This is a genomic window from Curtobacterium sp. MMLR14_006 (assembly GCF_001864985.1).
Taxonomy (GTDB): domain Bacteria; phylum Actinomycetota; class Actinomycetes; order Actinomycetales; family Microbacteriaceae; genus Curtobacterium.
The window spans coordinates 547,048-564,561 of sequence record NZ_MJGU01000012.1; the positions used below are offsets into that span (position 1 = coordinate 547,048).

General features: G+C 73.1%; 14 protein-coding genes and 1 tRNA gene. 2 read left to right on the plus strand and 13 right to left on the minus strand.

Annotated elements, in window-relative coordinates:
* Positions 1-238: 238 nt before the first annotated feature.
* From BIU94_RS06165 to BIU94_RS06185, 5 genes are all read right to left on the minus strand, one after another.
* Positions 239-1,210: a YafY family protein gene (locus BIU94_RS06165; protein WP_139196311.1), complete on the minus strand. Its 972-nt coding sequence runs from the start codon at positions 1,208-1,210 to the stop codon at positions 239-241.
* Positions 1,203-2,243 carry a YafY family protein gene (locus BIU94_RS06170; RefSeq protein WP_071255451.1) on the minus strand — a complete coding sequence of 347 codons (1,041 nt, stop codon included), beginning with the start codon at positions 2,241-2,243 and terminating at the stop codon, positions 1,203-1,205. The genes BIU94_RS06165 and BIU94_RS06170 overlap by 8 nt, the downstream gene beginning before the upstream one ends.
* Before the next feature lie 71 nt (positions 2,244-2,314).
* Positions 2,315-3,238, minus strand: a complete 924-nt coding sequence (locus BIU94_RS06175; RefSeq protein ID WP_071255460.1) for a hypothetical protein — start codon at positions 3,236-3,238, stop codon at positions 2,315-2,317.
* 42 nt (positions 3,239-3,280) lie between these two features.
* A complete protein-coding gene (locus BIU94_RS06180; protein ID WP_071255463.1) occupies positions 3,281-4,492 on the minus strand; it encodes a tRNA (adenine-N1)-methyltransferase in 1,212 nt (403 codons plus the stop codon).
* Positions 4,489-5,247 (minus strand): HAD family phosphatase, encoded by a 759-nt coding sequence (locus BIU94_RS06185; protein WP_254784767.1) that lies wholly within the window; start codon positions 5,245-5,247, stop codon positions 4,489-4,491. Before BIU94_RS06185 ends, BIU94_RS06180 begins: the two co-directional genes overlap by 4 nt.
* Before the next feature lie 150 nt (positions 5,248-5,397).
* On the opposite strand from BIU94_RS06185, the gene BIU94_RS06190 reads away from it, so the two are divergent.
* The gene (locus BIU94_RS06190) at positions 5,398-6,330 is read left to right on the plus strand and encodes a proteasome assembly chaperone family protein (protein ID WP_071255474.1); all 933 of its coding nucleotides are present in this window, start codon (positions 5,398-5,400) and stop codon (positions 6,328-6,330) included.
* A 935-nt stretch (positions 6,331-7,265) separates the two neighbouring features.
* On the opposite strand, the gene mshC is transcribed toward BIU94_RS06190, so the two are convergent.
* The 3 genes from mshC to BIU94_RS06205 all read right to left on the minus strand — a co-directional run bounded on the left by mshC (position 7,266) and on the right by BIU94_RS06205 (position 10,715).
* Positions 7,266-8,510, minus strand: a complete 1,245-nt coding sequence (gene mshC, locus BIU94_RS06195) for a cysteine--1-D-myo-inosityl 2-amino-2-deoxy-alpha-D-glucopyranoside ligase (protein ID WP_071255477.1) — start codon at positions 8,508-8,510, stop codon at positions 7,266-7,268.
* The gene (locus BIU94_RS06200; protein ID WP_071255480.1) at positions 8,507-9,337 is read right to left on the minus strand and encodes an undecaprenyl-diphosphate phosphatase; all 831 of its coding nucleotides are present in this window, start codon (positions 9,335-9,337) and stop codon (positions 8,507-8,509) included. Before BIU94_RS06200 ends, mshC begins: the two co-directional genes overlap by 4 nt.
* A 61-nt stretch (positions 9,338-9,398) precedes the next feature.
* Positions 9,399-10,715, minus strand: coding sequence for a M20/M25/M40 family metallo-hydrolase (locus tag BIU94_RS06205; protein WP_071255483.1), 1,317 nt, complete (start codon positions 10,713-10,715; stop codon positions 9,399-9,401).
* Between the two features lie 161 nt (positions 10,716-10,876).
* On the opposite strand from BIU94_RS06205, the gene BIU94_RS06210 reads away from it, so the two are divergent.
* A tRNA-Leu gene (locus BIU94_RS06210) sits at positions 10,877-10,962 on the plus strand.
* A 78-nt stretch (positions 10,963-11,040) separates the two neighbouring features.
* Here the strand turns inward: BIU94_RS06210 and BIU94_RS06215 are convergent.
* From BIU94_RS06215 to dinB, 5 genes are all read right to left on the minus strand, one after another.
* On the minus strand, positions 11,041-12,498 hold the full coding sequence (locus BIU94_RS06215; protein ID WP_175472113.1) for an HD domain-containing protein: 1,458 nt from the start codon (positions 12,496-12,498) through the stop codon (positions 11,041-11,043).
* Positions 12,499-12,659: 161 nt separating this feature from the next.
* Positions 12,660-13,988, minus strand: coding sequence for an NAD(P)/FAD-dependent oxidoreductase (locus tag BIU94_RS06220; RefSeq protein ID WP_071255486.1), 1,329 nt, complete (start codon positions 13,986-13,988; stop codon positions 12,660-12,662).
* 59 nt (positions 13,989-14,047) lie between these two features.
* Positions 14,048-14,245 (minus strand): hypothetical protein, encoded by a 198-nt coding sequence (locus BIU94_RS06225; protein ID WP_111040920.1) that lies wholly within the window; start codon positions 14,243-14,245, stop codon positions 14,048-14,050.
* A gap of 7 nt (positions 14,246-14,252) precedes the next feature.
* A complete protein-coding gene (locus BIU94_RS06230; RefSeq protein WP_071256370.1) occupies positions 14,253-16,043 on the minus strand; it encodes a DEAD/DEAH box helicase in 1,791 nt (596 codons plus the stop codon).
* 179 nt (positions 16,044-16,222) lie between these two features.
* Positions 16,223-17,467 (minus strand): DNA polymerase IV, encoded by a 1,245-nt coding sequence (gene dinB / locus BIU94_RS06235; RefSeq protein WP_071255501.1) that lies wholly within the window; start codon positions 17,465-17,467, stop codon positions 16,223-16,225.
* Between the last annotated feature and the right edge of the window lie 47 nt (positions 17,468-17,514).

The window sequence follows — 17,514 nt, forward strand, 5'->3', positions numbered from 1 at the left end:
CGCGCGGAACTGCTCCCTACGCGCGGAACGACCACCCGCGGCGAGCAGCCCCGCGCCTGGCGGCACCGGTGTTCGAGACCACGAGTGCCGCGCGGCCCGACGGTCCTTCCCATCGCGCGCGCAGTGGGAAGCGGAATCGCGCGTGGTGAGCAGGAACTCAAGACCTCCTACGCGCGGAACTGCTTCCTACGCGCGGAACGACCTTCAACGCGCGAAACTGTCCCGAGAAGCCAGAACCTCAGCCCGCGTCGAGCGCTGCGGCCGCGAAGTCGCGCACGGCGGCGCGGGCGGCCGGCGGGTCGAGGACCACCGCGCGGCCGGGCAGCCCCGCCACGAGCCGCACCACCCCGTCGAACCCGTGCGACGCCGCGAGGCGGATGCGGACCCGGCCGTCGGCGTCGGGGGCGTCCGCGGTGTCGGCGAGGAAGTCCGCCACCAGGGGCAGCGAGGACGAGTCGAGCTCGACCGTCACGATGACGTCCTCGGCGGACTGCTGGAAGAGCGTGTCCGGCATGACGACCTGGTCGACGGTCTTCTCGACCGCACGGTCGTCGACCTGCACGGCGGACATCCGGTCGAGCCGGAAGGTGCGGAGCGCCTGGCGGTCGAGGTCCCACGCGCGGAGGTACCAGTCGGTGTCGATGGACTCGACCCGGAGCGGGTCCACGCGGCGGGTGCCGCCGCGGGAGCGCGGTCCGACGTACTCGAACGAGAGCCCACGGCCGTCGGCCATCGCCCGTCGGATGGTGGCGAGGGCGACGTCGTGCAGGTCCTGGCCGACGGCGACGGTCGACGTGGCTCCGCCGGCACCGCGGGACAGCTTGGCCATCAGGGCGCGGATGGCGTCGCGGTCGGCGGCCTCGGGCAGGGCGGAGAGGTACTGCAGGCCGGCGATGAGGGCGGAGGCCTCGCGGGCGGAGAGCCGCGGCGAGTCGTCGATCGCGACGAGGTTCGTCAGCACGATCATGTCGTTCTGGTCGAAGTCGTCCCAGGCGATGTCGAACAGGTCGCCGTGCTGGTACTGCATCGTCTCGCCGGGCACGCCGGACACCGCGATGAGCTCGACCGCACGGCGGATGCGGGACTCGGGCACCCCGAAGTGGCGGGCGGCCTCGGCGACGGAGACACGCTCGCGGTCGATCAGGTACGGCACGAGGGACAGCAGGAACGCGAGCTTGTCCTGCGCCTGCAGGGGCTGGGCGTCAGCCACGGGCGGGTTCCTCTCCGGCATCGGGGGTCGCGTGGTCGTCGACGAGGGCGCGGAGCCGGTCGAGCACGCGTGCGCGCAGGTCGTCGGGTTCGAGCACCCGGACCTCGGGCCCGAAGGCGGCGAGCTCCTCGGCGAGGATCTGCGGGTCGACGTGGTGGAGCACGAGCGAGCCGTCCGCGTCGGTCTCGGTGTCCCGTCGTCGGGTGAGGCGGCGTTCGGCGTCCGACCCGGGGATCACCGCGATCCGCGCCGTGCGGGTCGCCCAGATGCGCTCGAGCCCGGCGAGGGTTCGCTCCGCCGCGCCGGCCGGGGCGGTGTGCTGCCCGACGGCGTACTGGGAGACGGGCCCGACGATCCGCGAGAGCAGGTAGTTCTTGTCCGAGTCGGTCGCGAACTCGTGCGCCGCGAGCATCCAGCGGCCGCCGTGCTGCACGAGGGCGAGCGGCGCGACGTCGCGCCGGCGTGCGGCGTGCTGGCCGGGGGTGATGTAGTCGAAGCGGACGGCCGCGGCGCGGTCGAGTGCGGAGCGCAGCGGTTCGAACGCGGCGTCGCGGGCGCGGAGCCGGGGCGCGTAGGCGTCGACGCCGAGCTGGAGTGCGCCGTCGTCGTCCTCGGCACCGGCCGACCGCACCTTGAGCAGCCCGCGCCGCGAGTCGGCGGAGAGTGCGCCCTCGCGCCACGCCATCGCCGCGAGCGACAGCAGTGCCGACTCGTCGGGGGTGAAGCGGACGTCGACGGGCAGGTCGTACTCGCCCTTCGGGATCCGGTAGCGCAGCGTCTGGTTGTTGCCCGCCGCGCCGGGGGTCTCGATCGTCTCGAGCGGGATGCCGAGCTCGCGGACGTCGTCCTTGTCGCGCTCGAACTGGCGCTCGAGCGAGGCGTTGTCGCCGCCGGCGGTGAAGCGCTGCCGGTAGCCCTGCACGTTCGCCAGGATCTCGCCCTTGGTCAGCCCCGACTCCGTCGAGAGCAGCGCGAGCACGAGGCTGAACAGCCGCTCCTCGGCGGGCACACGGGGCACACGGGTCGCTGGCACGAGCCGATCCTACGGCAGCGCGGGTGCACCGGAGTGCACCCGCGCCGCGGTCGGTGGACGGTGTGGACGGGTCAGTTCGACAGCGATCCGAGCAGGTCGATGACGTACACGTCGACGGCGCCCTGCTCGTGCACGACGGCCAGGACCTGGTCGCCGACACGGTGGCCGACGAGGGCCTTCCGGACGCCCTCGGGGTTGAGCTGGCCCTTGGCGAGCGAGACGACCTGGGCACCCGCGCCGCCGGTCCAGCTCGAGCCCGTGGCGTCGGCGCCGACGGTCCACGGGACGACCAGGGCCTTGATCACCGCGTTGTCCTGCTCGGTGAGCACCTTGCCCGAGCCCTTGCGCAGCAGGTGGACCTCGTCCGAGGTCGGGGCGTCCCACGACGGGATCGTCACGCCCGGGGCGCCCGAGGGGGCGAGGACGACGGCCGGCATGCGGTCACCGGCGAGCTGCGGGGTGCCGGTCGCGCGGGCGTCGAAGGCGCGCTGCACGTCGATGACGGCGATCGCGGCGGACTCCGCCTTGCCGGTCGACGTCGCCGGGGCACCGTTCGCCGGGTTGTTCACCGCGCTCTTCGGCAGCGCGACGGCGAGCCGGTCACCGACGTGCGCGCACTCGACGGCCTCGCCGAGCGCGCCGTACGTGCTCGCACCCGCGGTGATCGGTGCCACCTGGTTCGTGTAGCCGCTCGTCGAGGCGACCTCGCCGTTCTTGCCGTCGAGGATCGTGTACGCGATCTGCACCGGGGTGCCCTCGTCGACCTGGCGGCCGTCGCCGTGGCGGAGGACGGACACCTGCGTGCCCTTCGTGGTGAGGCCGTTCGGGATCGACACCTTCGGCTCCTTGCCGAACGCGCCCGTCGCCGTCACGGCCGCGGAGGCGTCGCCGGGAGCGGCACAGCTCGAGGGGGTGGTACCGGCGCCGTTCGAGGCGCACGCCGTCAGCGACACCGCGAGACCGATGGTGACCAGGAGTGCGGGGATGGTGCGCACGGACCCTCTTTCCGTTCGATGCAGGACGGGCACGCCGTCAGCCTACCGTTCGTCCTCGTCGGCTCCGGACGAGACCGCGCCTGACGAGACCGCGCCGGACGAGTCCGCACCGGACGACACCGCACCGGCGGGGGCCACTCCGGCGGGGGCCGCACCCGAGGCAGCCTCGGCCGCAGCCACCTTCCGCGCCTGCGCTGCCGACTGCCGTGCGACCTTGCGGAGCTTCTTGTCGCTCGTCGCCCGCTCGCCGACCGCGCCGGGGGTCCAGGCCTCGACGTCCTCGTCGGAGAACTCGGCCTTGCCCGCGCGGCGCTTCAGGTTCGGCAGCACGGTGCCGTCCGCCAGGCGACGCGCCGTGACGAGGAAGCCGGTGTGCCCGACCATCCGGTGGTCCGGCCGGACCGCGAGGCCCTCGACGTGCCAGGTGCGCACCAGGGTCTCGCTCGGCATCGGGTCGGTGAAGCGGCCGGTGTCGCGCAGAGCCTCGGCGGTGCGCGACAGCTGGGTGACGGTCGCGACGTAGCAGACGATGAGGCCGCCGGGCACGAGGGCGTCCGCAGCGGCGTCGACGCACTCCCACGGGGCGAGCATGTCGAGCACGACGCGGTCGACGCTCTGCTCCTCGACGGCGTCGGGCAGCTCCTCGACGAGGTCGCCGACGGTCACCGACCAGTTGTCCGGCACGGCACCGAGGAAGGTGCCGACGTTGCCCTTCGCGATCGCCGCGAACTCCTCGCGGCGCTCGAACGACTGCAGCCGACCGGTCGGGCCGATCGCCCGGAGCAGGAACAACGACAGGGCGCCGGAACCGACACCGGCCTCGACCACGCGGGCGCCAGGGAAGACGTCCGCGAAGGCCACGATCTGCGCCGCGTCCTTCGGGTAGACGATCGCGGCGCCGCGCGGCATCGACATGACGTAGTCGTTGAGCAGCGGCCGCAGCGCCAGGTACTCGTCGCCGGTGCTCGCCCGGATGACGGAGCCGTCGGGCTGCCCGATGACGTCGTCGTGCCGGAGCACGCCGCGGTGCGTGTGGTACTCCCCCGCGGTCTCGAGCGACAGCGTCGTGAGCTTGCCCTTCGGACCGGTGAGCTGCACGCGGTCGCCGGCCCGGAACGGGCCGCGCGGCGGCGTGTGCGGGGCGCCGCCCGCGGTGTGCGGGAGCGCTGCGGTCGGGTCCGTGGTCGGTTCTGTGGCCGGACTGGAGGCACGGCTCGCGTCCGCCCCGTCGCGTGCGTCGTCGGCGTGGCTCATCGGGCGACCTCCTCGGTGTCCGCAGCGTGCGCCGGGTCCGGCACCGCGCCTCCCGTCGATCCGCCCCGTGCGGTCAGGGCCGGCGTCGTCAACTCGACCAGACGGTCCACGTCGACGCCGGCGAGCGAGGTGAGGTGCACGTCGCCGCCGCCGATCTCGGAGAGCGGGACGATGTGCTCGACGGCGACCGTGACGGCGCCGGAGGCGACGGCCGAGGCGACGCCGGTGGCGGAGTCCTCGATCGCGACGCACGCGGTCGGCTCGACGCCGAGCTGCGCTGCGGCGGACAGGTAGGCGTCCGGGTGGGGCTTCGGGCGGTCGACGTCGTCGCCGGCGACCACGACCCGGAAGCCGCGCTCGCCGAGTGCCTCTGCGGTGACGAGGGCCATCTTGCGACGGGACATCGTGACGAGGGCGGTCGGGATGCCGCGGGCGTGCAGCTCCTCGACGAGCTCACGGGCACCCGGGCGCCACGGCAGTTCGCCGCCGCGCAGGCGCTCCATCACGTAGTCGGTCATCCACTCGACGATCTCCTCGACCTCCATGTCGACGCCCTTGTCGCGCAGGATCTCGCCGGAGCGTTCGAGACCGCTGCCGACCAGGGCGAGGCCCTCGGCGTGGGTCCACTCGACGCCGTAGCGCCCGGTGAGCTCGACCTGGGACCGCTGCCAGATCGGCTCGGTGTCGACGATCGTGCCGTCCATGTCCCACAGGACGGCTGCGGGCAGGACGGGGGCAGGAGGATGCTCGGTCACGGGCGACGAGTCTACCGGGGGCGTTCCGCTGGGCGCGGACGCGCGCGGCCGGGCGGGACGCCTGGGCCTACAGTGGATGCCTGAATCGTGTCCGGCCGGGAGCGCCCGTCGCCCCGCCCCGCTCCGCGCCACCACCAGGAGGTCCGCTCCGTGCCACAGCACTCACCCTTCAGCGACGGTCGACTGCTCGTCGTCGCCTTCGAGGGCTGGAACGACGCCGGCGAGGCCGCGAGCGGACTCGCCCGACGCATCGTCGAGTCGCTCGACCTCGACGAGCTGCGTGAACTCGACGGCGAGCGGTACGTCGACTACCAGTTCAACCGGCCGACCGTCGGTCCCGACGAGAACGGCGACCGCGGCGTCCAGTGGCCGCGCATCGTGCTGCACGGCCCCGGCGCCGAGGGCGGCCCCGTGATCAGTGCGACCGGCTCCCCCACCGACCGTGACGTCTTCGTGCTCGTCGGCCCGGAGCCCTCGCGCACCTGGCGCGGCTTCTGCGCCGAGATCATCGACCTGGCCGACGTGTACTCGATCGACGCCGTGGTCTTCGTCGGTGCGATGCTCGCCGACGTCCCGCACACCCGCCCGATCTCGGTGTTCGTGTCGAGCGAGGACGCCGGCGTCCGTGCGGCGTTCGACGTCGACCGCTCGTCGTACGAGGGCCCGACCGGCATCCTCGGCGTCCTCGCCGACGCGATGGACAAGGCCGGGCTCACCACCCTGTCCCTCTGGGCGTCGGTGCCGCACTACGTGCACAACTCGCCCTCGCCCAAGGCGACGCTCTCGCTGCTCGACAAGATCGAGGAGCTCACCGACGTCACCGTGCCGCGCGGGTCCCTGCTCGACGACGCGACGGAGTGGGAGGAGGGCATCGACGCCCTCGCCGCCGACGACGAGGACATGGCCTCGTACATCGGCCAGCTCGAGCAGGCGCGGGACACCGTCGACTCGCCCGAGGCCTCCGGCGACGCCATCGCGCAGGAGTTCGAGCAGTACCTCCGTCGGCGCGAGCGCAAGGACGGCAAGGACGGCGGCACCGCCGGCGGCGAGGGCCCCTGGCGCCCGCCCCAGCCCCCGCAGTAGGGCGAGGGGCAGCCGGCCGGGGCTGAGGTCGCACTTCGGCCCGCATCCGGCTGCTCGATCCGGGCCGAATTGCGATCTCACCGGTGCCGGCGGCGCGCCATCCGGCGCTGGCGGGCGCCGAGGTCGCACGAACTGCCGCCCGCGGCGCCGGCGGGCGGCACCTTGCGCGACCTCGGTGGCACGCGTGCGGCACGTCGTGCCCACTCGGCGGGCGGGAGGCGCCCGATGGGGGTAGCCCGGGCCTCCCACCCGAAGCTCGGCGCGCGGGCGCCAGCGGGCGCCGAGGTCGCACGAACTGTCGCGTGCGGCGCGTCCACGCGGGCGCCGAGGTCACACGAACTGTCGCGTGCGGCGCCGGCGGGCGACACCTTGCGCGATCTCGGCGACCTGCACGCGGCGCGTCGCGACCACTCGTGGGCGGGAAGCGCTTGACGGGGGCGACCGGGGCCTCCCGCCCGACGCTCATCGCACGTCGGCAGGCAGGCACGCCGGCGGGCACGCGCGCCGTCATGCGCCGAGGTCGCACGAACTGTCGCCTGCGGCGCTGGCAGGCGACACCTTGCGCGATCTCGGCGGTACGCACGCGGCGCGTCGTGACCACTCGGCGGGCAGGAGGCGCCCGACGGGAGGCGACACGGGCCTCCCGCCCGATGCTCGGCGCGCACCGGCTCCGTGCGCACCGGCTTCGTGCGCACCGGCTCCGTGCGCACCGGCTCCGCGCACGCCGCCCCCACGCGCGCCGGCCACCGCCGAGATCGCACGAACTGTCGCATGCGGCGCCGGCGGGCGACACCTTGCGCGACCTCGGCGACCGGCACGCGGCGCGTCGCGGCCACTCGGCGGGAAGGAGCCGGACGGAGGACCGAAGGAGCCGGACGGCTGCCGGACGGGACGCGCGCGGCGGAGCCGTCCCGGGCCTTCCGTCCTTCCGACCGTCAGCCCAGGCGGATGCCGAGCAGGGCGTCGACCAGGTCGACGAGCTCGGGCGTGACCGCGGTGCCGCCCGCGATCGCGGTGTCGACCGCGGCGACGGCTCCCGGGGTGTCGAGGTCGTCGGAGACGCGTGCGCGGATGCGGGCCGCCACGTCGGCGGCGTCGTCGGCGTGTCCCGCGGCCGAGCCGGAGGCCCAGGCGTCCCAGGCCGCGAGCCGCGTGGTGGCGCTCGTGAGCTCGGTGTCGAACCACTCCCAGTCGTCCGAGTACTTGTGCGAGAGCAGTGCGAGGCGGATCGCCCGGGGGTCCGCACCGTCGTCGAGCAGCCCGCGCACGGTGACGAGGTTGCCGAGCGACTTCGAGATCTTCGTTCCCTGGTACGCGATCATGCCGGTGTGCACGTAGGCGTGCGCGAGGGGCTGGTGCGCGAGCGCGGCGGCGTGGCCGGCGCTCATCTCGTGGTGCGGGAAGACGAGGTCGCTGCCGCCGCCCTGCACGCTGATCGGCAGGCCGAGGCGGTCGCCGGCGATGACGCTGCACTCGATGTGCCAGCCGGGGCGGCCGGGGCCGATCTCGGTGTCCCAGGACGGTTCGCCCTCGCGCGCGGCGCGCCAGAGCAGTGGGTCGAGCGGGTTCCGCTTGCCGGGGCGCTCCGGGTCGCCGCCGCGCTCGGCTGCGAGTGCCAGCATGGTGTCGCGGTCGAGACCGCTCTCGTCGCCGAGCTTCCACGACTCGGTCGGGCGCGTCACGTCGAAGTAGAGGTCGTCGCCCTCGGCGCCGTCGGTCGGCACCTCGTAGGCGTAGCCGGTCTCCTGCAGGAACGAGACGGCCTCGGCGACGCGGTCGACCTGGTCGGTGACGGCCACGAAGTCGTCGGGTGGCAGGATCCGGAGCGACTCCATGTCGCGACGGAACAGGTCGATCTGCGAGGCGGCGAGCTCGCGCCAGTCGACGCCGTCGCGGGCGGCGCGCTCGAGCAGCGGGTCGTCGACGTCCGTGACGTTCTGCGCGTACTCGACGTCGAGCCCGGCGTCGCGCCAGGCGCGGCCGAGCGTGTCGAACGCCAGGTAGGTCGCCGCGTGCCCGAGGTGGGTCGCGTCGTAGGGGGTGATCCCGCACACGTAGAGCGCCGCGCGGTCCTCGCCACGGCTCGGGTCGACCGGCTTGCCGGTGGCCGTGTCGTGGACGACGGGTCGCGGCGCCGCACCGGCGACGTCGGGAAGGGACGGGGCCTGCCAGGCCCTCACGGCTGGATCACTCCGAGCGACAACAACACGATCAGAACGATACCCAGTGCGATCCGGTAGACCACGAAGGGCATGAAGCTCCGCTTGCTGATGTAGTTCATGAACGCCGCGATGACGACGAAGCCGACGAGGAACGCCACCACCGTCGCGATGAGCGTGTCGGCGATGCCGAACGGCGCGCCGGTGTCACCGAGGCTCGTCGCGGCCTCGTACAGGCCGGACAGGAACACGGCGGGCACGGCGAGCAGGAACGCGAACCGAGCGGCGGCCGGCCGGGTGTAGCCGAGTGCGAGGCCCATCGACACGGTGGCGCCGGACCGCGAGACGCCGGGGACGAGCGCGAGCACCTGCGCCAGGCCGATGAGCACGCCCCCGCCGAACGTCATGTGCTCGATGCGGCGTTCCTTGCGGCCGACGCGGTCGAGCACGCCGAGCACGACGCCGAAGACGATGAGCACGATCGCGACGATCCAGAGCGACCGGAAGGTGGTCTCGATGGAGTCCTTGAGCAGCAACCCGGCGATGCCGATCGGGATGGTGCCGATGATCACCAGCCAGCCGAGCCGGACGTCCGGGTCGCCCTTCGGCACGTCCCGTCGGAACACCGAGCGGAACCACCGCCCGATGATCCGGGTGATGTCCTTCCAGAAGTAGATGAGCACCGCGGTCTCGGTGCCGAGCTGCGTCACCGCGGTGAAGGCCGCCCCGGGGTCCTTCGCGTCGGGCAGGAACAGCCCGACGATGCGCAGGTGGGCGCTGGACGAGACCGGCAGGAACTCGGTGAGCCCCTGGACGAAGCCGAGGAAGATCGCCTCGAGGATGTGCATCGCACGGGCCTTTCGGGGTGCAGTGGATCAGGACACCGCCCGGAGGCGACCATGCAAGATATCAGTACGTGGCGAAGAGGTCGCCGAGGACGCGCCGCCCGAACGCGAGCGCATCGAGCGGCACCCGCTCGTCGACGCCGTGGAACATCGCCGGGAAGTCGACGCCGGCGGGCAGCTGCAGCGGGACGAAGCCGTAGCCCGCGATGCCGAGGGTCGACAGGGCCTTGTTGTCGGTGCCGCCGGACAGCAGGTACGGCAGCACCGGCGCCCCGGGGTCGTGCCGGCCGAGGACGTCGCGGACGGCGTCGACGAGGGGGCCGCCGAAGTCCTGCTCGAGGCCGACATCGCGGAACGAGGTCACGACCTCGACCTCGTCACCGGCCAGTTCGCGGACGCGCGCGAGCACGGTGTCCTCGTCACCGGGCAGGCAGCGGATGTCCACGAGGGCCTCGGCGGTGTCCGGGATGACGTTGTGCTTGTACCCGGCGGTGAGCACCGTCGGGTTGGACGTGGTGTGCAGTGCCGCGTGGATGAACCGCGAGGCGGACCCGGTGGCCAGGGCGACCTCGTCCGGGCCGGTCACCGCAGGGTCGACGCCGAGGAACCGGGCGACCTCGGCGACCATGGCGTCGGTCGTGGCGGAGAGGCGCACCGGCCATTCCTCGCTGCCGATGCGGGCGACCGCGGCGGCGAGCTTCGTGACGGCGTTGTCGCGGATGACGTGCGAGCCGTGCGCCGCCGTGCCGCGCGCGACGAGCTTCACCCACATGAGCGCCTTCTCGCCGGTCTGCAGCAGGTAGGCCCGCCGGTCGCCGAGGGTGATGGAGTACCCGCCGACCTCGCTGATCGCGGCGGTCGCGCCGGCGAAGACCTCGGGATGGTGCTCGACGACGTGGTGCGAGCCGAGGACTCCCCCGGCTTCCTCGTCGGCGAAGTAGGCGATCACCAGGTCGCGCTCGGGCGCCCCCTGCGCCGCGATGACGTCCGCCAGGGAGGTGAGCATCATCGCGTCCATGTTCTTCATGTCCACGGCGCCGCGGCCCCACAGCGAACCGTCCCGCACGACGCCGCCGAACGGGTCGACCGTCCAGTTGGCGGGGTCCGCCGGCACGACGTCGAGGTGGCCGTGCACGACGAGGGCCGGCTTGTCGCGGTCGCGGCCCGGTACCCGCGCCACGACGCTGACGCGGTCCGGCTCGGACTCGAACAGCTGCGGCTCGAGCCCCAGGCGACGCAGTTCGGCCTCGACGTAGTGCGCCGCCTCGGTCTCGCCGCGGGACTTGCCCTCGCCCCAGTTCGTGGTGTCGATGCGGATGAGGTCGCGGGCGATCGCCGCCGTGGCCTCGAGCTCGGGCACGGTCGGCTCCGGGTTCGTCATGGCTCCACGCTACCGGGCCGCTCCGACCCCGACAGGAGGGTCCGCGACCCGGGACGCGCCCGGGATGCACGCCCGTGTGCAGCGTGCCCTCGGAGCCGTGCTAGTGTCTTCTCTCGGCAGGAACGCCGGGTTGCACTCGGGAAACAGACACCAGACACCCTGTCCGGGTGGCGGAATTGGTAGACGCGCTAGCTTGAGGTGCTAGTGCCCGTATTAGGGCGTGGGGGTTCAAGTCCCCCCTCGGACACAGAGAACACACAGAACACGGAAACACGAAGACAAGGAATGCCCCCAGGCCAGTGGCCCGGGGGCATTTCCTGTTGAGTCAGTCGCCGAGCTGCTCCGACAGCCAGGCGCGTGCACCCTCGGCGTCCTCGAACAGGCCGTCGTCCTGTGCCGCAGCGGCGGCGTCGAGGACCTCGCGGAACCGGGGCCCCGGGGTGAGTCCCGACGCGATGAGGTCCCGCCCGGTCACCAGGCGGACGCGACGAACGGCGGCGTCCGCGCGCACCACCGCGAGCCACGCCCCAGCCGCCGAGGCCGAGGACGCCGGGCCCCGCCCCTGCGAGTCCGCCTCGCACACCCGTGCCCAGCACTCGGCCGTCGCGACCGATCCGCCCAGGCGGCGCAGCAGCCGGCGCGCTGCGGGCACCGAGGGCGCCGCACCGTCCGTCGAGTGCACCACCATGTGCTCGCGCACCACGGCGCCGATGCGGTCGGTCACGGTCCGGGGCACGCCGATCCGCCGCAGGAGGTCGCGGGCGGCCCGTGCTCCGGAGACCTCGTGCCCGAGGCTGCGGATCCGGACGGTGCCGTCGTCACCCCGGACCGTCTGCGTGCCGTCGCCGGCCTTGCCGAGGTCGTGCAGGAGGGCCCCGAGCACCACGACGGTGCGGTCCTCCCCGGTCACCCCGTCGGCCGTGCACGCGGCAGCAGCCGCGTCCGCCGCGAGTCCCAGGTGCACGTGCACCGGCCCCTCGGGGTGCCACCGGGGGTCCTGCGGGACGTCCCGGACGGCGGCGAGCTCCGGGAAGTGCCGCTCCCACCCGGTGTCGTGGAGGACCCGGAGCGCGTGCGACTGGTGGTCGCCCCCGGCCGCCTTCCGGATCTCCGGCCACACCCGCTCCGGCGCGATCGACGGGTAGGCGTCCGCGAGCGAACGCGCGAGCTCGATCGTCGACGGGTGGACGGCGAGGTCGAACCGCGCCACGAGCTGCACCGCGCGCAGGACCCGCAACGGATCGTCGCCGAACCGTTCGGACGTGTGCCGGAGCACGCCCCGAGCGGCGTCGTCGATGCCGCCGGACGCGTCGACGTACTCGTTCGTCGCCGGGTCCCACGCGACCGCGTCGACGGTGAAGTCGCGACGCGCGGCGGCGTCGGCGAGGGCGTCGTCGTCGCCGGTCCCCGGGACCACGGCGACGTCGACGTGCACGTCGTCGAGCACGACCCGGAGCACCTCGAACCGCCGGCCGGTCGTCACGACGACCGCGCCCGCAGCGCGCAGGGCGTCCACGACCGGGGCCGTGTCCGCGCCGTGGACCTCGACGTCGACGTCGTGATCGTCGTCCTCCGGGACCGCACGCCCGGCCGACCGCAACAGGGCGTCGCGGACCACGCCGCCGACCAGGAACGGGCGCCCGATGCTGCCGAGCGCCACGAGGACGGCGTCGACGGCCGTGCCGACACCCAGCGCACGTGCCGGGTCGGTGGGGCCGGGGCACCGGTGGAGACCGGTCGTGCGTCGCGCAGCGCCGCACCGGGTGCAGGAGGTGGTGGTCACGTGTGGCCTCTTCCGGGACCTCCGTGCAGCAGCACCGAGGGAGTCAGTCTGCCGCACCGGGCGCGTCGGCGCGACCACCGGACGGACGGGAGGCGCGGTGCCAGCCGGCACCGCGCCTCCCGTCCGCCCTGTCGGTGCGTCAGCGCTGCGTCAGCTCTGCGTCAGCTCTTCGACGCCTCGACGAAGTTGCGGCGCGGGTCGGTCTCCTTGATGAGGGAGGTCGCGTCGCGTCCGGAGACGGCGCCGGTCACCCAGCCGATGACGATCCGGACCTTGCGGTTCAGGGTCGGCATCGCGTACACGTGGTAGGCGCGGTGGGCGAGCCAGGCGAGCACGTTGGTCATCTTGATGCCCTTGATGTTCGCGGCACCCTTGCCGACGCCGTACGAGGCGACGGTGCCGATCGAGGGGTGGCGGTACTCCTCGAGCGGCTTGCCCGTGATCGTCGCCACGATGTTGTCGGCGGCGACGACGGCCTGACGCACGGCGTTCTGCGCGTTCGGCGGGTAGAACGCCGGCTGCTTGTCGGCGGTCAGATCGGGGACCTGGGCCACGTCACCGAGGCCCCAGACGCCGTCGACGACCTCGTGGGTGTCCTCGGCCTCGACCTGGAGCTTCGCGTTGGCGGCGAGGTGCCCCTTCGGGCCGCGCGGCAGGTCGGAGGCGTCGAGGAGCGGGTTCGGCTTGACGCCGGCGGTCCAGACGAGCAGCCCGGTGGGGACCTCGTCGCCGTCGGACAGCGTGACGACGCCGCCCTCGGCGCTCGGCATGGTGGTCTTCAGCCGGACGTCGATGCCGCGGGCGCGGAGCGACTCGAGGGTCCACTTCGACAGCTCCGGGCCGACCTCGGGCGCGACGCGGTCGAGCGCGTCGATGAGGATCCAGCGGGGCTGCTCGCCGGCGAGCGACGGGTAGGTCGCGATGGCGGCCTGCGAGACGTCGAACAGTTCGCCGATGGCCTCGACGCCGGTGTAGCCACCGCCGACGAAGACGCTCGTGAGCAGACGACGACGCTCGTCCTCGTCGCGGGTGGCTGCGGCCTTCGCGATGTTGTCGAGGAGCTTGGAGCGGACGTAGGCGGCCTCCTCGACGCTCTTGAAGCCGACGCCGTACTCCTCGAGCCCGGGGGTCGGGAAGGTGCGCGTGACGGAACCGAGGGCGACGACGAGCTGGTCGTAGCCGAGCGTGCGGTCGTCACCGCCGGCGGTCGCGATCGAGACGGTCTTGTCAGCCGAGGAGATCGCGGTGACCTTGCCCTGGATGACCCGGGTCTTGCGCAGGGCGCGACGGAGTTCGACCGTCACGTCCTTCGGGGCGATGTGACCGCCCGCGACCTCGGGCAGGAACGGCAGGTACGTGTAGTAGGTGTTCTGGTCCACCAGTGTGATCCGCATCGGCACGGTGGCCGCGTGCTTCTGCAGCTGCTTGACGGTGGAGTAGCCAGCGGAGCCGCCGCCGAGGACGAGGACGTGAGGGATCGAGTCTGCCATTCCTCCGGTCTACCGGATGACGGCCGTCAACGTCACCAGCGCCGCGCCTCTGGCGGGAATCAGCGTCGCTTCAGCCGCCACCAGGCGGTCTCGGCGAGCTCCACACCGGTGTACACACCGTGCGGGGTGCGCCGGGACTCGGTGAGCGAGAACCGTCGGAGCCGGTAGCCGCCGCCGAAGCGGTCGATGATCGCCTCGGGTGAGGACTCGGCGTCGCGCTTGACGTACCAGGTGCGGTCGTCGACCGGCTCGATCACGCCGCGGTCACCGTCGCCCACCGATGCGGGAGCGCAGCACGTCGATGCGCTTCTGGATCTGCTCGATGCTCGCCTGCGCCACGGCCGGACCGCCGCTGATCCGCCGGAGTTCGGCGTGGATCGCGCCGTGCGGCTCGTTCGAGTGGCGTGACCAGATCGACACGAGCCGGGCGAGCTCGGTGCGCTGCTCCTTGATCGTCATGTACATCGGGCGGTCCGGTTCGGCGGGCTTGGGCTGGCCGTCCTTGACGGTCCGGCCCTTCGAGCGCTTGGCCTGGGTGGCCTGCCGGGCACGCAGCAGGTCGCGCACCTGGTCGGGCTCGAGGAGCCCGGGGATGCCGATGAAGTCGAGTTCCTCGAGCGAGCCGACCTCTCCCCCGGTGCCGAACTCGCCGCCGTCGTAGAGGACGCGGTCGAACGACGCCTGCGAGTCGAGCGCCTCGAACGGCTGGACCTCGAGCAGGCTCTCGGACGCGCGGTCCTCCTTGTTGGCCTCGGCGACCATGGCGTCCTCGGGGTTGTACAACCCGTCGTCGGTGTCCTTCGGGCGGTCGAGCGCGTGGTCGCGTTCGAGCTCGAGGGACGCCGCCAGTGCCATCAGCCCGGGCACGCTCGGCAGGAAGACGCTCGCCGTCTCGCCGCGCCGGCGGGCACGCACGAAGCGGCCGATCACCTGGGCGAAGAACAGCGGCGTGCTCGCGCTCGTGGCGTAGACGCCGACGCACAGGCGCGGGACGTCGACGCCCTCGGACACCATCCGGACGGCGACCATCCAGCGCGAGGTGTCCTCGGCGAACGCGCTGATCCGGCTCGACCCAGCGGCCTCGTCGGACAGGACGACGGTCGGGCGTTCGCCGGTGATCTGCTGCAGGATCCGGGCGTAGGCGCGCGCGGTCGTGGTGTCGGTCGCGATGACCAGGCCGCCCGCGTCCGGCACGCCACGACGGACCTCGGTCAGGCGCTTGTCGGCGGCGGAGAGCACGGCGGGCATCCACTCGCCCTCGGGCGAGAGCGCCGTGCGCCAGGCCTGCGCGGTGATGTCCTTCGTGACCTGCTCACCGAGCGAGGCCGACATCTCGTCGCCCATCCGGGTCTTCCAGCGCATCTGCCCGGCGTAGGCCATGAAGAGCACCGGTCGGACGACGCCGTCCTTGAGCGCGCGGCCGTAGCCGTAGTTGTAGTCGGAGATCGAGGTGCGGATGCCCTGCTCGTCGGGGGCGTACTGCACGAACGGGATCGGCGCGGTGTCCGAGCGGAAGGGCGTGCCGGACAGCGACAGGCGGCGGGTGGCCCCGGAGAACGCCTCTCTGATGCCGTCGCCCCAGGTCAGTGCGTCGCCGCCGTGGTGGACCTCGTCGAGGATCACGAGGGTCTTGCCGCTCGCGGTGATCCGCTGGTGCACCTCGGGGTTCATGCCGACCTGGGCGTACGTGATCGCGACGCCCTGGTAGTGGCGGCCGAACATGCCGTCGCCGTTCTTGAACATCGGGTCGATGCGGATGCCGACCCGGTCGGCCGAGTCGGCCCACTGGCGCTTGAGGTGCTCGGTCGGCGCGACGACCACGATGCGGTCGACGGTGCCCCGGGCCAGGAGCTCGGTGGCGAGGCGCAGCGCGAACGTGGTCTTGCCGGCGCCGGGCGTGGCCGCGGTGAGGAAGTCACGCGGTTCGGTCTCGAAGTACTTCGTCAGCGCCTCGACCTGCCAGGCACGGAGCTTCGACGCGGTCCCCCACGCGGCACGGTCGGGGAAGGCCGGGGAGAGGTGCTGGACGGCGGAGTTGCCGGCCGCCTCGGCCAGCGCCGCGGCGTCGGCCTCGTCACGTGCTGCAGTCGCCCCGGCCGTCGCGGTCTGGTCGGTGTGTGCCGGTACCGCACCACCGTCGCCGGCCCGGTCGTCCCCGGCTTCGGCCCACAGCGTGGCGGGCTGCTGGTCGTCGTACTCCGCTGCGCTCACTGGACCTGATCCTACCGCCACGCTCAGTCCTGCCTGGCGTGCGGGGCGTGCCCGTCGCGGGTCCCCCGGACGAGCGATGCCGGCCGCAGCACGCCGGCGCCGAAGCGCGCGGCCACGGCGTCGACGGTCGTCTCGGTCTCGCGCCACGGCGCGTCGTCGTCCCACAGGGCGTTGCTGGCGGCCGCCGGCACGAGGTTCTCGCCGCGGACGCCGATGAGTCGGATGCGGTTGCCGGGCCGGTGCAGGACGTCGTACAGCTCGACGGCCTCGCGGTGCAGCCGCTTGGCGACGTCCGTGGGCTCGGCGAGGGTGCGGGACCGGGTGAGCGTGGTGAAGTCGGTGTACCGGACCTTCAGGGCAACGGTGCGTGCCTGCACGTCGGCGTGCCGCAGCCGGACGGCGACCTTGTCGGCCAGGCGGAGGAGTTCGCGTGCGACGTCGTCGCGGTCGGTCAGGTCGTGTCCGAAGGTGACCTCGTGCCCGATCGACTTCTCGCTGACGCCGGTGTCCACGACGCGCGGGTCGCGACCCCAGGACAGGTCGTGCAGCTTCTGGCCGCCGGCCGGCCCGAGCGCGGACACCAGGGACCCGAGCGGCGTCCGGGCGAGGTCGCCGACGGTGCGGATCCCCCGACGCTCGAGGGTCTCCTGCGTCTTGCCACCGACGCCCCAGAGCGCGGAGACCGGCTGCGGGTGCAGGAACGCGATGGTGTCGGCGGCCGGCACGACGAGCAGCCCGGCCGGTTTGGCGCGGCTGGAGGCGAGCTTCGCGACGAACTTCGTCGACGCCGCCCCCACGGAGCAGTGCAGGCCGGTCTCGGCGTGGACGGCGCGACGGATCGCCTGCCCGATCTGCCAAGGCGTGCCGTACAGGCGGAGTGCGCCGGCGACGTCGAGGAAGGCCTCGTCGATGCCGAGTCGTTCGACCCGTGGGGTGAAGCGGTCGAAGACGGCCATGACTGCGGCGGACTTCGCGCGGTACTTCTCGAAGTGCGGTTCGACGATGACGGCGTTCGGGCAGCGCCGCTTGGCGATCGCCATCGGCATCGCCGAGTTCACGCCGTAGCGCCGGGCCTCGTACGTGGCGGCGGTGACCACCGACCGGTCGGAGTCGTGGCCGACGATCACCGGCAGCCCCTGCAGGTCGGGACGGTCGAGGAGCTCGACGGAGGCGAAGAAGGCGTCCATGTCGACGTGCAGCACCGTCGCCGACACGTCGTCGACGGGGGTGTCCGAGACGAGCCGGTTGCTGCCGTCCTGCTTGCTCACGTGGCGATGATGCCAGGTGCCACCGACACCGGAGCGGCCCCGTGCGC